This window comes from Streptomyces sp. NPDC002734 (assembly GCF_040295685.1).
In the GTDB taxonomy this organism is placed as follows: Bacteria; Actinomycetota; Actinomycetes; order Streptomycetales; family Streptomycetaceae; genus Streptomyces.
Genome location: NZ_JBEOVU010000023.1, coordinates 1 through 18,136, shown reverse-complemented (window position 1 = coordinate 18,136; position 18,136 = coordinate 1). Strand labels below are relative to the sequence as shown.

The 18,136-nt window shown below is 73.5% G+C and carries 15 protein-coding genes and 1 pseudogene; 9 read left to right on the top strand and 7 right to left on the bottom strand.

The genetic code is table 11. The features are described from left to right. Nucleotides 1-24 precede the first annotated feature (24 nt). The 4 genes from ABT026_RS20715 to ABT026_RS20700 all read left to right on the top strand — a co-directional run bounded on the left by ABT026_RS20715 (nt 25) and on the right by ABT026_RS20700 (nt 5,459). On the top strand, nt 25-918 hold the full coding sequence (locus ABT026_RS20715) for a Vgb family protein (RefSeq protein WP_351116214.1): 894 nt from the start codon (nt 25-27) through the stop codon (nt 916-918). A 182-nt stretch (nt 919-1,100) separates the two neighbouring features. Beyond that, nucleotides 1,101-1,652, top strand: coding sequence for an RDD family protein (locus ABT026_RS20710; protein WP_351116213.1), 552 nt, complete (start codon nt 1,101-1,103; stop codon nt 1,650-1,652). 223 nt (nt 1,653-1,875) lie between these two features. Beyond that, nucleotides 1,876-4,428, top strand: coding sequence for a glycoside hydrolase family 2 protein (locus ABT026_RS20705; RefSeq protein WP_351116211.1), 2,553 nt, complete (start codon nt 1,876-1,878; stop codon nt 4,426-4,428). Continuing rightward, nucleotides 4,425-5,459: a LacI family DNA-binding transcriptional regulator gene (locus tag ABT026_RS20700; protein ID WP_351116210.1), complete on the top strand. Its 1,035-nt coding sequence runs from the start codon at nt 4,425-4,427 to the stop codon at nt 5,457-5,459. The genes ABT026_RS20705 and ABT026_RS20700 overlap by 4 nt, the downstream gene beginning before the upstream one ends. A gap of 103 nt (nt 5,460-5,562) precedes the next feature. Here the strand turns inward: ABT026_RS20700 and ABT026_RS20695 are convergent, their stop codons facing one another. Next, nucleotides 5,563-6,501 (bottom strand): ROK family protein, encoded by a 939-nt coding sequence (locus tag ABT026_RS20695; protein WP_351116330.1) that lies wholly within the window; start codon nt 6,499-6,501, stop codon nt 5,563-5,565. A gap of 179 nt (nt 6,502-6,680) precedes the next feature. Continuing rightward, nucleotides 6,681-7,904, bottom strand: a complete 1,224-nt coding sequence (gene manA, locus ABT026_RS20690) for a mannose-6-phosphate isomerase, class I (RefSeq protein WP_351116209.1) — start codon at nt 7,902-7,904, stop codon at nt 6,681-6,683. Nucleotides 7,905-8,348: 444 nt separating this feature from the next. On the opposite strand from manA, the gene ABT026_RS20685 reads away from it, so the two are divergent. Further along, nucleotides 8,349-9,506, top strand: a complete 1,158-nt coding sequence (locus ABT026_RS20685; protein ID WP_351116207.1) for a cellulase family glycosylhydrolase — start codon at nt 8,349-8,351, stop codon at nt 9,504-9,506. Nucleotides 9,507-9,569: 63 nt separating this feature from the next. On the opposite strand, the gene ABT026_RS20680 is transcribed toward ABT026_RS20685, so the two are convergent. Continuing rightward, the gene (locus ABT026_RS20680; protein WP_351116206.1) at nt 9,570-10,085 is read right to left on the bottom strand and encodes a hypothetical protein; all 516 of its coding nucleotides are present in this window, start codon (nt 10,083-10,085) and stop codon (nt 9,570-9,572) included. A gap of 213 nt (nt 10,086-10,298) precedes the next feature. Between ABT026_RS20680 and ABT026_RS20675 the strand changes: the two genes are divergently transcribed. Next, nucleotides 10,299-11,552, top strand: coding sequence for an MFS transporter (locus ABT026_RS20675; RefSeq protein WP_351116205.1), 1,254 nt, complete (start codon nt 10,299-10,301; stop codon nt 11,550-11,552). Between the two features lie 114 nt (nt 11,553-11,666). On the opposite strand, the gene ABT026_RS20670 is transcribed toward ABT026_RS20675, so the two are convergent. Further along, entirely contained in the window at nt 11,667-12,539 is an 873-nt protein-coding gene (locus ABT026_RS20670) for a pentapeptide repeat-containing protein (protein ID WP_502968021.1), read from the bottom strand. A gap of 862 nt (nt 12,540-13,401) precedes the next feature. Between ABT026_RS20670 and ABT026_RS20665 the strand changes: the two genes are divergently transcribed. After that, nucleotides 13,402-13,497 carry a putative leader peptide gene (locus ABT026_RS20665; RefSeq protein WP_351116202.1) on the top strand — a complete coding sequence of 32 codons (96 nt, stop codon included), beginning with the start codon at nt 13,402-13,404 and terminating at the stop codon, nt 13,495-13,497. Nucleotides 13,498-13,777: 280 nt separating this feature from the next. Beyond that, nucleotides 13,778-15,196 (top strand): sulfatase family protein, encoded by a 1,419-nt coding sequence (locus tag ABT026_RS20660; protein WP_351116201.1) that lies wholly within the window; start codon nt 13,778-13,780, stop codon nt 15,194-15,196. A 53-nt stretch (nt 15,197-15,249) separates the two neighbouring features. Here the strand turns inward: ABT026_RS20660 and ABT026_RS20655 are convergent, their stop codons facing one another. Continuing rightward, entirely contained in the window at nt 15,250-15,933 is a 684-nt protein-coding gene (locus ABT026_RS20655) for an HAD family hydrolase (RefSeq protein WP_351116200.1), read from the bottom strand. Between the two features lie 101 nt (nt 15,934-16,034). After that, nucleotides 16,035-16,721 (bottom strand): LysE family translocator, encoded by a 687-nt coding sequence (locus tag ABT026_RS20650; protein WP_351116199.1) that lies wholly within the window; start codon nt 16,719-16,721, stop codon nt 16,035-16,037. A gap of 536 nt (nt 16,722-17,257) precedes the next feature. On the opposite strand from ABT026_RS20650, the gene ABT026_RS20645 reads away from it, so the two are divergent. After that, complete coding sequence (locus ABT026_RS20645; protein WP_351116198.1) at nt 17,258-17,650, top strand: peptidoglycan-binding domain-containing protein; 393 nt, start codon at nt 17,258-17,260, stop codon at nt 17,648-17,650. Between the two features lie 396 nt (nt 17,651-18,046). Here ABT026_RS20645 and ABT026_RS20640 read toward each other — a convergent pair. Beyond that, nucleotides 18,047-18,136, bottom strand: a pseudogene (locus ABT026_RS20640) (DUF3152 domain-containing protein); the annotation flags it as partial.

Here is an 18,136-nt window from a genome sequence, read left to right as displayed (position 1 = left end):
TCCGGCCTTCGCGAGGAGTTGGCCGTGCACCCTTCCGATGCCGGAACCGTCAGGGAGATCACCGTCGCGGACGACGGGGCCGGGCCCTACGGCATCACCTCCGGACCCGACGGCGCGTTGTGGCTCACCCTGGTGCACGGCGGCCGCATCGCGCGTCTGACCCTCGACGGCGCACTCGAGGAATTCCCGCTGGACTCCGCCACCTGCCGCCCCATGGTCATCGCCCCCGGGCCCGACGGGGCACTGTGGTTCACCCGGTCCCAGGACCACCGGATCGGCCGCGTCACCCCGGACGGCGACATGCGGTCCTTCCCCGTACCGACAGCGGGAAGCGGCCCCTTCGGCATCACCGCCGGCCCGGACGGCGCGATGTGGTTCACCGAGATGAACTCCGACCGGATCGGCCGTGTCACCGGCGAAGGACGGATCACCGAGTTCGCGCTTCCCCGCACGGGCGGCTTCCCCTCGGGCATCACCGCGGGCCCCGACGGAGCGCTGTGGTTCACCCTCAACCAGGCGGACGCGATCGGCCGCGTCACCGTCGACGGGTACGTCGAGACGTACCCGCTCCCCACCACCGGGGCCGCACCCGTGGGCATCACCAGCGACGGTGCGGCCCTGTGGTTCGTCGAGATCGGGGCCGGCCGGATCGGCAGGATCACGGTGGACGGCGTCGTCCAGGAGTTCCCGCTCCCCGACCGCACGGCCAAGCCCCACGCCGTCGTCGCGGCCTCCACCGGGGACTGCTGGTTCACCGAGTGGGGAGCCAACCGCATCGGCCGCATCACCGGCAGCGGGGAGATCACCGAGTACGCCCTGCCCTCGCCGGCGTCCGAACCGCACGGGATCACCCTGGGGCCGGACGGCGCGGTGTGGGCGGCCCTGGAGACGGGTGCGGTCGCACGGGTGCAGCCGTAGCCCCCGAGGGAGGGCCGCCCGGGCCCGGGGGAAGGCGACCCGGCGGGCCCAACCGCACTGCCGATGGCTCGCGTTGACGCGCGCGCCCAAGTTCGAAACCCTCCATGTCGCTGCGCCTGCGCTGGTGACCGGTCGGAGACGCAGCCCTGACCCAGCCGCCCCCGGATCACCTTGGACCGCTCATGAGCACCCACCCGTCCCCGTACCAGCAGCCGCCCCACGGCTTCGGGCCGCCGATGTACCCCCCGCCGCCTCCGCCCTCTTTGCCGCCCGGTCCGCCTCCGGAGATGCTGGGCAACCAGGGCGCGCGGCTCGCCGCACGGTTCCTGGACGGGGTGTTCATGCTCCTCGCGGGGCTGCTGGTGGCCGGCGTCGTCACCGTCCTCCAGAACGTGCTGGAGGCTCCGGAGCCGGTCGAGGTGCTCATCGGCTTCGTGGGCTACGGACTGCTCGGTCTGGCCCTCCTCTGCTACGAGCCCGTCATGATCTGGGAGAGGGGCGCCACCTACGGGAAGCGGATCTGCGGCCTGCGCGTCGCCCGGGTCGGCGACGGGGAGGATTTGTCCTTCGGGCGAGCGTGGCTGCGCTGGTTCATGAGTTTCTTCATGGGGTTCGTCCCCTTCCTGGGCCTCCTCGACGGGTTGTGGTGCCTGTGGGACAAGCCGTTCCAGCAGTGCCTGCACGACAAGGCGGCGGACAGCGTCGTCCTGACCACCAAGCTCGCGGGTGAGTGAACCGGTCAAGAAGACGGTCGGTGCGTGACGGGTCCCCCGGGTCCGCGCGGTGAGTGATCCACGGGCCCGATGGGCTCGTCGCCAGTTCAGTCGGTGTGAGGGGGTGTTGCGGAGCACGGGAGACGCGGTGGAAATCTGGGCCTAGACCGGTTCACCCGCGGGCGTTAGGTTGAGCGCGCTGCTCAAGTGCCAGGCACGCACGCCCTGCCGAAGGAGTCCGCCCATGATGGAACTCGTCCAGCTCGCCGACGGCTGGAGCCTCGACCACGACGGGAATCCGCTGCCCGCCCAGGTGCCCGGCTGCGTCCACACCGATCTGCTCGCTGCCGGGCTGATCCCGGACCCCTACCTGGGTCTCGGCGAGCACGAGGTGGCCTGGGTGGGCCGCCGGGCATGGACGTACACCCGTGAACTGGCGCCCGCCGACACGGCGTCGGACCCGTCGTACGAGCGCACCGACCTGGTCTTCGACGGCCTGGACACCGCCGCCGTGATCACCCTGGACGGCCAGGAGCTCGGCCGGACCCGGAACATGCACCGGAGCCACCGGTTCGACGTCACGGGCCGCGACGGCCTGCTGCGGGTGGAGTTCGCCTCCGCCTACGACGAGGCCGCCGCCGTCCGCGCGGTGACGGGAGAGCGGCCGAACGTCTACCCGGAGCCCTTCCAGTACATCCGCAAGATGGCGTGCAGCTTCGGCTGGGACTGGGGACCGACCCTGGTCACCGCCGGGATCTGGCGGCCGGTCCGGCTGGAGCGGTGGTCGACGGCCCGCCTGGCCCGCGTGCGGCCGCTGGTCACGGTCCGCGACGGTGCGGGCAGGGTGGAGCTGCACGTCGACGTGGAACGCACCGAGCGGGGCGCGCACCGCCGCCTCGAGGTACGGGCCGAGGCCGGCGGCGTCAGGGCGAGCTCCACCGTGGAGGGGAACACCGCCGTGCTCACCCTCGAGCTGCCCGACGTCGAGCTCTGGTGGCCGCGCGGATACGGCGAACAGCCCCTGTACGACCTGGACGTGACCCTGGTGGACCAGGACACCGCCGAGGGCGGGCGGCTCGACGCCTGGTCGCGCCGGATCGGCTTCCGCGACATCGTGCTGGACCGGGCGCCCGACGAGCACGGCACCCGCTTCACCTTCGTGGTGAACGGCGTCCCCGTCTTCGTCCGCGGCGTCAACTGGATCCCCGACGACGCCTTCCCCTCCCGGGTCACCCCCGAGCGCTACCGCGCCAGACTGCGGCAGGCGGCGGACGCCAACATCGACCTGGTGCGCATCTGGGGCGGCGGCATCTACGAGGACGACGCCTTCTACGAGGCATGCGACGAGATGGGCCTGATGGTCTGGCAGGACTTCCTCTTCGCCTGCGCCGCCTACCCGGAGGAGCAGCCCCTGCGCGGGGAGGTGGAGGCCGAGGCCCGCGACAACGTCGTGCGGCTGATGTCCCACCCGAGCCTGGTGCTGTGGAACGGCAACAACGAGAACCTGTGGGGCTTCCGCGACTGGGGCTGGGAGCCCGAGCTCGACGGCGACTCCTGGGGCGGCGGGTACTACCTCGACCTGCTGCCGCGGATCGCCGCCGAACTGGACCCCACCCGCGCCTACTCGGCCGGCAGCCCCTGGTCCGGCTCCTGGGACCACCACCCCAACGAGCCCGCGCACGGCACCCATCACTCCTGGGAGGTGTGGAACCGCCGGGACTACGCCGAGTACCGCGACTCGGTGCCACGCTTCGTGGCCGAGTTCGGCTGGCAGGCGCCGCCCACGCTGGCGACGCTGCGGCGCGCGCTGCCGGGGGAGACCCTCGCCCCCGACTCGCCGGGGATGCTGCACCACCAGAAGGCCGAGGACGGCAACGGGAAACTGGAACGGGGCCTGGCACACCACTTCACCCCGCCCAAGGGGGACTTCGACCGCTGGCACTACCTCACGCAGGTCGTCCAGGCCCGCGCGGTGTCGGCCGGCATCGAGCACTGGCGGTCGCACTGGCCGGTGTGCGCCGGCGCCGTCGTGTGGCAGCTCAACGACTGCTGGCCGGTCACCTCGTGGGCCGCGGTGGACGGCGACGGCCGCCTCAAGCCGCTCCACCACGAACTGCGCCGGGTCTACGCGGACCGCCTGCTGACCCTCCAGCCGGGGCAGCCGGGGCAGCCGGGGCAGCCGGGGCAGCCGGACGGATCGGACGGGCCAGCCGGATCGGACGGGCCAGCCGGATCGGACGGGCCGGTCGGGGCGGACGGTCGAGAGGTGCCCGTGCTCGCCGTGGTCAACCAGGGCGCCGACCCCTGGAACGCCTCGGTGACCCTGCGCCGGATGCGGGCGGACGGCACGACGGTGGCGGAACGGACCCTCGACCTGGCCGTCGCCCCGCGCGAGGCCGTCCGGCTGCCCGTGCCCCTCGACCTGGCCCCCGACCCCGCGTCCGCCGACGAACTGCTCGTCGCCGACGCGGCCGCGGGCGGCGAGGCCGGCGCGGAGATCCTGCGCGCCGTCCACCTCCCCGTCCCGGACAAGGATTTCGCCTACCCCGCGCCCCGCTTCGACATCGCGGTGGAGGAGGCGCCGGACGGTGGCGGTAATGTCGAGGTCGTGGTGACTGCACACACTCTGGTACGAGACCTTCTCCTGCAGGCCGACCGGCTCGGACCGGACGCGGTCTGCGACACCGGGCTGCGCACCCTGCTCCCCGGCGAGCACGTCCGCCTCCGGGTGGACTCCGCCGCCGGGGCCGGCCTCGACGCCGTGCGCGCGGCCCTCTTCTGCGTGGAACCCGCGTGAGCACACCGGCCCCACCAGGACGCGTCACCATCAAGGACGTCGCCGCGGCCGCCGGCGTGTCCAAGGGCGCCGTCTCGCTGGCGTTCAACAACAAGCCGGGCGTGTCCGAGGCGACCCGGGAGCGCATCTTCGCGGCCGCGCGGCGCCTGGGCTGGGCGCCCAACTCGGCTGCCCGCAGCCTGTCGCGGCAGTCGGTCGACACCGTCGGGCTGGCCCTGTGCCGGCCGGCCCGGCTCCTCGGCCTCGAGCCGTTCTACATGGAGTTCATCTCCGGCATCGAGAGCGTGCTCGCCGAGCACGACTGCTCCCTGCTCCTGCGCCTGGTCGGCTCCCTCGAGGAGGAGATCACGCTCCAGGAGCGCTGGTGGCGGGAGCGCCAGGTGGACGGGTCGATCCTGGTCGACTTCCGCCAGGACGACCCGCGTATCGGCCCTCTGCGCCGGCTCGGTCTGCCCGCCGTGGGCGTGGGGCACCCGAGCCTCACCGGAGGGTTCCCGTCGGTGTGGACGGACGACGCCACCGCCGTCGCCGAGGCCGTGCGTTACCTGGCTGCCCTCGGTCACCGGCGCATCGCCCGCGTCGGCGGGCCCGCCGACCTGGGCCACAGCGGCATCCGCGCGCAGGCCTTCGAGCGGACCATGGACGAACTGGGCCTGGGCGGCGGCCGGCACGTCGAGACGGCCTTCTCCGGCGAGGAGGGCGCCCGGGCGACCCGGATGCTGCTCCTTGGGGCGGACCGCCCCACGGCCATCGTCTACGACAACGACATCATGGCCGTGGCCGGTCTCGGCGTCGCCGCGGAGATGGGCGTCTCCGTGCCGGACGACCTGTCCCTGCTCGCCTGGGACGACTCCCAGCTGTGCCGGCTGACGCATCCGACCCTGTCGGCCATGAGCCACGACGTGCACGGGTTCGGGGCGGAGGTGGCGCGGGTCCTGTTCGACGTGCTCGCCGGGCAGGAGGTGCCCTCCCGGCCGGTGGCGACGCCCTCGCTCATGCCGCGCGGCTCGACCGCGCCTCCCCGTCCCTGAGGCGCGGGGGAGGACGAGGCCGCTGAGGGGCGTGGCGGGTGTACCGCCACGCCCCCAGGCATGGTCAGGGCCCCGGCAGCACGCTGCCCGTTGCCGCCGCCCCTCAGAGCCCCGCAGGGACCCGCCCTCGCGCCGCGGCGGCCGCGCCGACGAGCCCCGCGTCCCGGGCCAGCGCGGCAGGCCGTACCTCCAGGTCACGGGTGAAGCCCAGGGCCGCGTAGCGCCGCAGGTGACGCCGCAGCGGTCCGAACAACGTGTCGCCGGCCTGGGCGACGCCTCCGCCGACGACCACCACCTCGATCTCCAGCAAGGTCGCGCTGCCGGCGATGCCGGCGGCCAGCGCACGGGCGGACCGGTCGAAGGCCGCCAGGGCGCGCCCGTCGCCGTGACGCGCCGCCGCGGCGACGTCCGCGGCCGTCGGCTCCGCGCCGTCCAGCGGTCTCCATCCCGCCGCCACCGCGTGACGGGCGATCGCCGGACCACTGGCGTACACCTCGACGCACCCCCGCGAACCACACGGGCAGGGCGGGCCGTCCAGGTCGACCGTGACATGGCCGATGTGCCCGGCGTTCCCCGAAGGGCCCGGGTGCAGACGGCCGTCGAGGACGAACCCCCCGCCCACGCCGGTCGACACCACCATGCACAACGCGTCGGCGACGCCACGGGCGGCCCCGTGCCAGTGCTCGGCCGCCGCCATCGCCACGGCGTCGCCCAGCAGCACCGGCTCGACGCCGTCGGGCAGCGACGGGTGCGCCCGCATCGTCCGCACCAGCGGGAAGCCCCGCCAGGCCGGGATGTTCACCGGACTCACGGTGCCCGAGAGGGTATCGACCGGCCCGGCACAGGCGATGCCGAGTCCGCGCACCGCGCCCCAGGCGGGGTGCGCGGACAGTGCGTCGACGACGGTGTCGACGGCCCGCACCAGCCGGGCCGCCGGCTCACGGGCCGGGGTCGGGGTCTCGGCGCGGTGCAGGACGGCGCCCTCGTCGTCGACCAGGGCGCCCGCGATCTTCGTGCCGCCGATGTCCAGGGCCGCGTACACCCGTGAGCTCCTCCTTCCCTCGGAAGCCGGGACCGGGGCCGGGACCGGGGCTTGGTCCAGCCGGTCGGTGGCCGGGTCGGGGGTCGTGACGGACAACGTTGTCCTCCTTCGCTGGATCGGTCCGACGACATGCCCGGAGGAGGACATGACGGCGGGACGGGCTGAGGTGTGGAGGTCGGTCAGGAGGGCCCTGCCGTCCCGGCGACAGGCTCGGGTCCGGGAGCGGCCACGAAGAGCGTGCCGTCCCCCTCGGCCGTGACCCCTTCGTCGGCGTCGGAGAGGAAGCACGACGCTCCCGGGCCGAGCGGGAGTTCATCGCCGTCGAGCCCGCGCAACAGCGCCTTGCCCTCCGCGCACAGGACGATGCGGGGACCCACCCCGGGGACGAGACGTTCCGGCAGCGCGCCCAACTCCGTTCGGTACAACGCGAATTCCTCGGCGGGGCAGGCGAACACCCGCGTGCGGCCGGACCCCGGAACGGCGACGGAGCACACCACCGGAACCCGCACCGCAGGGTCGGTGACCCGGAGCAGCTCGGGCACGTTCACCTCCTTCGCGGTGAGCCCGGCGCGCAGCACGTTGTCGGAGCTCGCCATCAGCTCCACACCGACCCCGCGGACGTAGGCGTGCAGCCCGCCGGCCGGCATGAACAGGGCCGTTCCCGGCGCGAGCACCCGGTGACACATCAGCAGGGAGGCCACCAGACCGAGATCGGCGGGATGGTGGGCGGACATGCGGACCACCGCGTCGTAGGCCGCCGCGTAGGGTCCCGGCACGCGGGCCCGCCTGCGGCAGGCCTCCACGACGGCGTTCACCAGCGCGGCGCGGTCGTGGCGGGGCCACGTGAGCACGGTGCGCAGGGCCTCGGTGAGCGCGGGGGCGCCGTCACCGGTGCGCAGGACGTCCACCACCGGGCGCAGTCGCGCGAGGCGGAGTTCCTCGAGCGCGGCGGCTCCCTCGCCGCAGTCACGGAAACCCGCGAGCACCTCGAAGTCGGTGAGCGCGTACAGGAGTTCCGGCTTGGGCCAGTCGTCCGCGTAGGTCCCCTGCCCCGCACCGCCGTCCAGCCGGGCGTCGAACCCGGCACGGGCCTGGCGGCGGTCGGGGTGCACCTGAATGGACAGCGGCTGCTCGGCGGCCAGCACCTTCAGCAGGAACGGCAGCCGTCCGCCGAACCGACGGGCGCACACCGTGCCGAGTTCCCGCTCCGGTGCGGTCGCGACGACGGCCTGCAGGGTGGTCGCGGCGCCGTCCCGGGTCAGGCCCGTGGGTCCCGCGGGGTGGGCGCCCATCCACAGTTCCGCCTCCGGTCCTGCGGACGGCTGCTCGCGGCCCTGAAGTCCGGCCAGTGCGTGACGGGAGCCCCACGCATAGGGCTTGATGACGGGTCGTAGTGCATCCACGGTCGGTACCGTAGCCGCCATTCAGGGGCGACCGGAAGACAGTTGAGCGGGTTAACAACTAAACCGGTATACCCATCGAGGATGTCGATGCCGGTGTCGGTAGAGAGGGGTGGGCGTGGACTCGGACCTGCCTTACTCGGCTTGTGTCGTCGGCCCGGCATCGCCTTGGCATGGCCGGACAGGACCTTAGGGCAGGACGTCCGGGTCGACAACAGGTCCGGCAGGCGTGGTGTTGTTCAGTGACCGGTTTAGTTGGCCGCGGCTGCTTTCGTTGTCCATGGTTTCCGAGAATCGCGACGCCGCTATTGACACCACTGAAACAACAGGTGCTGTCATAGGTGTCGACCGACGGGCGACAACGTTGCCGTCGGTCGCGCGTCCGTGCCGGACCCCCCGACCGGCCGACGCGCCCGCACCGAGTTCTCCGACCCCCGAAGGAGCACCATGGCACCGAAGAGCAGAGGCTTACTGCGCACCGTCGCCGGCACGGCGTTCGCCGCCGCAGTCGGTCTGATGATCTCCGTCATCGGCCCCGCCACCGGCGAGGCCGAGGCGGCGCCCAACGGCCTCAGGGTGAGCAACGGGCGAATCCACGAGGCCAACGGCAACCAGTTCGTGATGCGCGGCGTCAACCACGCGCACGCCTGGTATCCGGACCGGACCAGTTCCCTCGCCGACATCGCCGCCAAGGGAGCCAACACCGTCCGCGTGGTGCTCAGCAGCGGCGACCGGTGGACGAAGACCTCGGCCTCCCAGGTGACGTCCATCATCGGCCAGTGCAAGGCGAGCAAGGTCATCTGCGTCCTGGAGGTGCACGACACCACCGGGTACGGCGAGGACGGCGCGGCCACCACCCTCGACCGCGCGGCGGACTACTGGATCGGCATCAAGAGCGCGCTGGACGGCCAGGAGAACTACGTCGTCGTCAACATCGGCAACGAGCCGTGGGGCAACAACAACTACACCGGCTGGACGGACGCCACGAAGCGGGCGATCGCCAAGCTCCGCGGCGTCGGCTTCCGGCACGCGCTGATGGTGGACGCGCCCAACTGGGGCCAGGACTGGTCGAACACGATGCGCGACAACGCCGCCTCGGTCTTCGCCTCCGACCCGGACCGCAACACCGTCTTCTCGATCCACATGTACGGCGTGTACGACACGGCGGCCGAGGTGCAGAGCTACCTGAACACCTTCGTCACCAACAAACTGCCCATCGTCGTCGGCGAGTTCGGCAACCAACACAGTGACGGCAACCCGGACGAGGACGCCATCATGGCGACCGCGCAGTCCCTCGGCATCGGCTACATCGGCTGGTCGTGGAGCGGCAACGGCGGCGGGGTCGAGTACCTCGACATGGTGAGCGGCTTCAACGCCGGATCCCTCACCAGCTGGGGCAGCCGCTTCTTCAACGGCGCCAACGGCGTGGCCGCCACCTCCCGGCGCGCCACCGTCTACGGCTCCGGCACGGGCACGGGCGGCGGCACGGCGCCCAACGGCTACCCCTACTGCGTGAACGGCAGTGCCACCGACCCGGACGGCGACGGCTGGGGCTGGGAGAACTCCCGGTCCTGCGTCGTCCGCGGCGGCCGCGCCGACCACTGAGACCGCCGGGACCGACGCGGCGCCGGCCCCCGCGCTCCCTTCCCCCCGGGAGCCGACGCCGCGTCACCCCGACGAGGACTCCCACCCCTCGTCCACGCACAGCACGCACCACCCCGGCCGGTGCGGACGGCCCGTCAGCACGCGGTGCCTCACGCAGCAGGCGCGCAGGGCCTCCGCCTCGGACGGGAACCAGATGGCGCCCTGACCGGGCGGGGCGACACGGGCGCCGTGCAGGACGAGGGACCGCACCTCGCGCAGCTGCGCCGCCGCCAGGGCGGGCTCGTAGTCCAGTTCCCACCACCGGTGCCCGGCCGCGGCCAGGTCCGTCACCGTCGTGGCGAACACCGTGTTGCGCCTACGCTCGGCTGCCGAATCCCCCCAGGGGACGCCCGCCAGGTCGAACCCGACCGTTCCGAGCCCCGCCATCCCCTGGTCCTGGAGCGCCCACAGCGCCGCGTACCGGTGGTCCCACGGCGTCTCCGCGAGGTCACTGACCGCCAGCATCAGCACCTGGACCAGGACGTCCGTCGACATGTTGGTCAGCCGTAACGTCCGGTCGCCCGCCCTGAACGTGTTCATGCCCCACATCCTGTCGCGTCCCGGTCCCACGGAACCCCCGGGTCGCCCGCAGGGGCACGTCGGCGGGGCGACCGGCAGCCTCCACGCTGCCCGCACGCCGTCCTGTCGGAGCCCCGCCGACCGCCCACGGGGCCGTCGGCGGGGCATGGCATCCTTCCCCGCAGCGACGCACCCGGCAGGCGGCGCGGTCGTGAGGAGAGAAGGGCGGGGCGCATGACGGGGAGCGGGCGGGCGGCGGGCGGCAGGGCCGAGCGGCGGCGGATCGGGGTGCTCGTGCTGGGCAACCTGCTCGGCGGCGTCGGCGTCGCGTCGGGCATCACGGTGACCACGCTGCTGGTCGAGCGCCTCGGGGCCGTCGAACTGGCCGGACTCGGCCAGGCCGTCGGCGTCCTGGGCTCGGCACTGGCCGCGGTGCCGCTGGCCCGGCTGGCGGCACGCCGCGGACGCCGCTGGTCGCTGGGCGTCGGGTACGCGATCGCGGCCCTGGGCGCCGCACTCGTCGTCGCGGCCGCCACGGCCGGTCACCTCGCCCTCGTGATGGCCGGGTTCTGTCTGTTCGGCGTGGCCTCCGCGTGCAACCTGCAGACCCGCTACGCGGCGGCGGACGGAGTCGCGCCCGAGGTCCGCGCCCGCACCATGGCCGTGGTGGTGTGGGCGACGACCGTGGGCTCCGTCGCCGGCCCCAACCTCACCGCACTCGGCCGGACCGCCGGCGAGTCGGTCGGCGTGCTGGGGCTCTCCGGGCCGTACCTGCTGTCCGGCACGGCCTTCGCCGGGGCGTGCGCGCTGATCGCCCTGCTCTACCGGGGCGACGACGCGAGGACCGGCACGGGAGACAAGAGCGCCGGACCGAGGCCTGCCACCGTGGGCGCGCTGGCCGCCCTCCGGTGGGCGGCACGGCGCCCCACCGCCCTGTTCGCCGTCGTACTGCTCGCCACCGCGCACTCCACGATGATCATGGTGATGGTCATGACGCCGCTGCACATGCAGCACCACGGCATGTCCCTGCGGATCGTCGGCGTGGTCATCAGCGTCCACATCGCCGCCATGTACGGGCTCAGCCCGCTGTTCGGGCGCCTCACGGACCGCTGGGGCCCGCTGCGCACCGCGCTCCTCGGGATAGGCGTCCTGTGGGCCGCCGTCACCCTCGGCTACGCGGCCGCGTCCGGGAACAGCGAAGTGCTGACCGCGACGGCCCTGGTGGTGCTGGGCCTCGGCTGGTCGCTCTCCACCCTCTCCGCGTCCGCGCTGCTCGCCTCGGTCGACGACGACCAGGTGCGGGTGCCTCTGCAGGGAGCCGCCGACGCGGGCATGAGCTACGCCGGAGCCGCCGTCGCCGCGCTGGCCGGCCCGGTCCTGGCCGCGGGCGGCTTCCGGGCCGTCAACCTCGTGGGCGCCGCCCTGCTGCTGCCGGCACTGGCACTGGCCGTCACGCTCGCGCGACGGCCTGCGGTACCGGCGAGCTGAACCAGGGGGCCCGGGCGATCCGGACCGCGCCCGGACGGCGGGAGGGTCCGGTGCCCGGGCGTGACGGCCGGGGGACGACCGGCCGGGACCACGAGCGCCACCGGCGCGCGTGCCCTACCAGTGCGTGGGCCTGCGAAGGGCCGGCGGCAGCCGGGTGGCCGCGTCGCCCTTCGCGGCGTCGAGTTGGGCCTGGGTGAGGAACAGAGCACCGGTCAGGTCCGCGCCGCGCAGGTCGGCGTCGCGCAGGTCCGCCCCGATCAGGTCCGCCTCGCGCAGGTCCGCCCCGCTGAGGTCGGCGGCGACGAGCAGGGCGCCGCGCAGGCTCGCGCCCCTGAGGTCGGCGGCGGCCAGCCTGGCGCCCATCAGGTCCGCGCCGCGGTGGTCGCGCGGGCGCCCCGGGACGCCCGCGCGGACCAGCTCGCTCGCCCGCAGCAGCAGCGGGTTCACCTCGCCGCGCAGCGCGTTGACGTCCAGGGCGGTGATCGACTCGGCGGTGCCGCGGGTCAGGCCGTCGACCCGGGACCGCGCCGTCCGCAACTCCTCGTGCACGGGTCGGGCGGCCGCGAGACCGAGGGCCTCCGTGAGGTGACGCAGGAGCTCCTGCAGCTGCCGCATCACCGGGAAGACCGCGAACATCGACCGGGCGGTCTCCGGCGCCCGCCGCCAGTCCACGCCGCCGAAGGTGACCTGGGAGACCTTCTGCCCGGCCCCGAAGCAGTCGAAGACGGTGCACCCCTGGTACCCCGAGTCGCGCAGCCGCGTGTGGATGCCGCAGCGGAAATCGCGCCGAAGGTGGGAGCACGGCTGCCCGGCGGGCTTGTCCACGGCGAAGTCGGCGGATCGGGCGAAGGGGAGGGCCGCACAGCACAGGCCGAAGCAGTTGGCGCAGTCGGCCCGGAGGTCCTGGCCGACCGCGAGCGCCGTACGGTTCGCCTGCTCCGGGCCGACTGCACGGGACTGGTGGGCCGGGTGGTCCGTGTCCTCCAAGTGGGCCGCGGGGGCCGGGAGGTTCGGCACGGCGCCTTCGCGCGTGGGCGCGAGGTCCCCCCGTGAGGCTCGCTCCGCGCGAGGGACACGGGACCGCGGCTTCCGGCGCTGCTTCGTGTCGGGCCGGGGCTTCCGCCCTTGTCCCGCGCTCGCCCCGGACTTCTCGCTCGGTGCGGTATCCGGCCGGGGTCTTCGGGCCTGTTCGGCTTCCGGCCTCGGTTGCCGGCGGAGCCTGGTGTCGGGCTCGGGGTTCGGTGCCTGCCCGGTGTCCGGCCGCGGCTTCCGGCGCGGTTCCGTGTCGGGCCCGGGCTTCCGGCGCGGCCCGGTGCCCGCCTGCCGCTCCCGGCTCTGTCGGGTGTCCGCCCGCCGCTCCTGGGGCCGTCCGGTGCCCGCCCGCCGTTCTCCGTCCGCTCCCGCGTCCCCGCCTCGTCGCTCCCTCGTGCCCTCCGGCGGGCGCCTGCCCTCGGCGGCGCCCCCGCGCTGTCCGCCGCCCCGGCCTCGGCCCTCCGACGACCCGGCTCCGTCACGCCCACGTGCCGCGGGAGCCGCCGGCCTCTCGCGGCCTTCCGGGCGGCCGGGACGCGTCCACCCGTCACCGCCGTCGACGGACGCCCGTTCGCGCCCACCCCCGGACGAGGACCTACCGTGCTGTGCGGACACCGCTCACCCCTGTCGATCGACGAACACCTCCCGGGTGCGCGGCGGTGGCGCCCCGGGAGCGGTCGCCATCCTCCCAGACCGGCCCACACCCACCGGTCGCGTCCCAGCGCCTGACCGGTGGTCAGAACCGCGCGGCGCGGCCCGTCCCATGGACCGGACACCACGTTGACGCGTCCACCGCCCCCTGGCATCGTCCCTGCCCATGAGGCCCAAGGCTGCTGATCCACAGGCGATCGTCGCGCTCGTAGCGCGCCGTCACGTCGACCTGTGCCGCCAGTCCAGCGCCATCTGTCGCTGACCCTCCGGGGCCCGTTTCCCGGGCCGCTTCCCGCAGGGGTCCGGTCCGCATGCCGCGACCGGCGCGATGACCCGCCTCCACGTCTGCCAGGACCACCCGTCCCGGTGTCGGCGATGAGGCCGCTCCCGCAACGAGCCTCCGCGTCCCGCTGACCGCTGCGCTCCGAGGCCTGTGGCTCCGCGTCTCCCGCGCCGGGGCCCACCACACCTCTCGTTCTCCCTCCTTCACCCTTCACCCTGTCGCGCCCTGTTCCACGGGCGCGCCGTCCTGAGGAATCGGCATGCCTGAAATATCCCGACGTCTCTTCGGCGGCCTGGTCGGCGCGGGCGCGGTCGGCGCCGTCGCCGGCACCACCGTCACCGCCGACGCCGTCCCCGCGGTCCCCGCGGCGGATTCACCCGCCGAGCGGCCGTTCCGGGCACGCCCCGGACACGGCTCGGGCAGACGGCCCAACATCCTGTTCATCCTCGGGGACGACCTCGGCTGGGCCGACCTGTCCGTCTACGGAGCCCCGCACATCAGGACGCCTCACCTGGACCGGCTCGCCGCGCAGGGCGTGCGCTTCACCAACGCCTACTCCGGCTCGGCCACCTGCTCGCCGACCCGCTTCAGCCTTTACACCGGCCGCTACCCCGGCCGCACCAAGGGCGGCCTGGCCGAGCCCATCGGCAACCGGTCCCAGGGCCTGGACCCCCACCACCCCACCCTGGCGTCCCTGCTGAAGAAGGCCGGCTACGCCACCGCGCTGATCGGCAAGTGGCACTGCGGCTGGCTGCCGGACTACAGCCCCACCCGGTCGGGCTGGGACGAGTTCTTCGGCAACTTCGGCGGCGCGCTGGAGTACTTCTCCAAGCTGGGCCAGCTCGGCGACTACGACCTGTACGAGGGCGACGCGACCTACAAGGACCTCCGCTACTACACCACCGTTCTCACCGAGCGCGCCGTCGACTACGTCGGCCGCGACCACGACAGCCCCTGGCTGCTGAACCTCAACTTCACCACCCCGCACTGGCCGTGGATCGGTGAGGACGACGAGGAGGCCGCCGCGGAGATCGCCGACCGGATCCGCGCCGGAGACGCCCTCGGGGGCCTCCGCCACGACGACGGCGGTTCCGTGGAGAAGTACCGGGAGATGGTCGAGAACCTCGACGCCTCCGTGGGCAAGGTGCTCGACGCCCTGCGCCGCTCCGGCCAGGAGAAGAACACCGTCGTCGTCTTCGCCAGCGACAACGGCGGCGAGCGCTTCTCCTACCAGTGGCCGCTGAGCGGCGCCAAGTCGGAGCTGCTCGAGGGCGGCATCCGGGTGCCGACCATCCTGCGCTGGCCGGACCGGATCGACGCCCGCCAGGTCAGCCACGAGCCGGTCTACTCCCCGGACTGGACGGCGACGCTGCTGGAGCTCGGCGGCGCCCGGCCCGACCCCGCCCACCCGCTGGACGGCCACAGCTTCGCCGGGTACCTGCTGCGCGGCGACCAGGTACCCGAACGCGACCTGTTCTGGCGGGTCCGCGGCAACCGGGCGCTGCGCCGCGGTGACTGGAAGTACTACCGGGACGCGGCGGGCAAGGACCACCTGTTCGACCTGGCCGCCGACCAGCGGGAGCAGGCGGACCTCGCCACACAACGGCCGGAACTGCTAGCGGAGTTGCGGGCCGCCTGGGAGAGGACCGACGCGGAGCTGCTGCCCTACGCCTCCTGAGCGCAGCGGGTCCTCCCGCCACCGCGGGAGGACCCGCCCCGGCGGACGCCGCGTCAGCGGGGCGTCCCCCGGCGCGGCAGGCCGCGGGCCCAGCGGAGCAGCCCGGGGCCGTCGAGGGCCGCGCCCAGCCAGTCGTGGGGGAGCGCGGTCCCGGGCAGGGACGGGACGACCGCGACGAACAGCCCGGCGGCGCGTGCCGCCCGGGCGCCCGTGGCCGAGTCCTCGAAGGCGACACAGGCCTCGGGGGCGGCCCCGAGCGCCTCGCACGCCGCGAGGTAGAGGTCCGGGGCGGGCTTGGGGGAGGGCACCTCGTCGGCCGCGAAGGAATGCTCGAAGTACTGCGCCAGGCCCGCGGACTCCAGCGCGGCGTCGACCAGTTCCCGCGGACTGTTGCTCGCCACGGCGACGGGCCCGGCCGCCCTGCAGGCCCGCACCAGTTCGGCCGCCCCCGGGAGAGCGGCGGCGCCCCGCGCCAGTTCCGCCCGTACGCGCGACAGCAGTTCGGCGGCCAGGTGCGGACCGGCGCCGGGCCGGCCGAAGTACTCGGCCATGACCTCCGCCGCGGCCTCCACGGTCCGGCCGACGACCAAGGCCTTCTGCTCGGGCCCGAACGGGTACCCGTGCTCCGCGAAGACGGCCGACTCCACGACGCTCCAACAGCTCTCCGTGTCGACCAGCAGGCCGTCGCAGTCGAAGACCACGGCCTCGGGGGCGAGGGGCAGGGGGCCAGGGAGCATGAAACGTCCTCTCGGGGCGGCTGCCGGTCCTGTCGACGACAGGACCGGGACTGCGAAGGGGAAAAGGGGCGGGGAAAAGGGCGGACGACGTCGTCCGCGCATTACTCCTGAAGCGCCAGCCGCACACCGAAGACGGCGACGACCGCACCGGTGACGCGGTCGAGCCGGCGGCGCACCACGGGCCGTTGCAACTGGTGCCGGACCGTGTGGGCGAGGGCGATCAGCGCACACGCCCAGAGCACCCCGAGCAGGATGTGCACCCCGGTGAGCAACACCCCCGCGGCCAGATGCGGAGCGTCGGCGGGGATGAACTGCGGAAGCAACGCCACGTAGAACGCGCCGACCTTCGGGTTCAGGAGGTTGGTCGCCGCGCCCTGCCGCCAGCCGTCGGAGAACGTGTCCCGCTCGCGCGCCCCGGCGTCGGCCGACGTGCTGGTTCCGTGCGCGGTCTCCCGCCCCGTCCGCGTGCCGGTGCGGACAGCCGTCGCGTCGCCGGGCCGTCGGGTGGCCCACAGCATCCTGGCCCCCGTCCACACCAGGTACACGGCCCCGGCCCAACGGAGGCTCTGGTAGGCGACCTCGGACGCCGTCAGCAGCGCGGTGACCCCGAGCGAGGTGAGCACGCCCCAGGCGAGCGTGCCGCTCTGGATGCCGAGGACCACGCCCCAGGCGCGGCGACGGTGACCGATCGCGGCGGTGCGCAGGACGAGCGCGGTGTCCAGTCCGGGGGTGAGGGTGAGCAGACCCACCATCACCGTGAAGGTCCACAGGGCGTCTACAGCGATCATGGGCGCTCACCCTAGAGGCGTGACGCTCGTACCTCCAGTTTCCTGCCCGATATCGGGCAGGATTCGCGAGTTCGGGCGCCGGTGCGCCTCGGGGTCGCCGCTGTCCGCCGTGGGAGGTCGGCGCGGTGCGGCAGTCGAGAGGAGGGGCGGCAATTTCCCGTCGCGGAACGACATGTGTTCACGCCGCTTTCTGTCGCGCAGTGCCATTCTCCGGTCGCATTGTCCAGACCTTTTGCGATCGCCGTGATCGCCCGTGCGGTCTTCCCGGCAATTCGAGCCACGGCGCCGCGCGGGTACTTCTTCTGCCGCCCACCCTGAACTGCGAACCAGGGCGCCCATGCCGGACCGGAACACAAAGAACGCGTCATGCCGTCAGACCTCCCTTGCCATTCAGGGGAGCGATTGAAAAGGTTTGCGTCGTGGCGAGGAAATGCGCGGAGTATTGCCACGTCGCCACGCCGCACCGGAAATCGCCTCTTTGTCGAAAGGTCACGAAAGGTCATGACGATGGAGCTCGCAGCCTCGCCGCCACGGCAGTGCTCGCCGCCGTCCTCGCCGTCGGCGCGACGGTGACGGCCGGCCCCGGAGCCGTCGCACCTGCCGGAGCCGTCGCACCTGCCGGCGCCGTCGCACCTGCCGGCGCCGTCGCACCTGCCGGCGCCGTCGCGCCGGCCACGTCCGTCGGCTGGGAGTGCGGCTACGACCACCGCGTCACACCGCCCACCGTCTCCTACGGATCCGACGGCCGGACCGTCCGCGAGGCCCAGTGCCTGCTGGTCTCCCTGGGCTACGGCGTGGGCTCCTCCGGCATCGACGGTCGGTTCGGCCCGGCCACGCGGTCGGCGGTCCGCGCCTTCCAGTCGGACCACGGACTGGCCGTCGACGGCATCGTCGGCCCGCGCACCTGGCACGGGCTGCGGAACTACTGAGGTTCCGCGGCCGGCAGCGCAGGGGGCCACCGAATCTTCGGGTGGCATCGGGTCTCCGCGGCACACTTTCCTTCGCTCGGGCGAAATCACCGGGGGAGCGCCGTACAGGCATCGGCATCCAGTCGAAGGCGCCGACTTGAGGTGAATCGCCGGAGCGAGAGAGGAAGGATGTTCCCCCGCGTTGCGGTGACGAACCACGATCGCACCGACAACGCGGGGATCCCGGGGAATCGCCGCACCATTTCGTCCGCCGTGAAGGCGGAACGGAATTCTCCCGTCGCCCGGCAGGCAATGACGGGGGACGGCAACTCGTCCGGTCCGCATCGATCGACTCCGACCGGAGGAGACCTCCCGATCCACTCGAAAAAGGTCCGTCGGGCGGCGGGCGGGGGGGTCGTCGAGGTCCAGGAACTTCGTCTGCTGCTGCATCACGGGAGCCAGCCCGCCGTCCTTGGCGCACTCCACGTGCCCGTAGCCCAGGCGGTG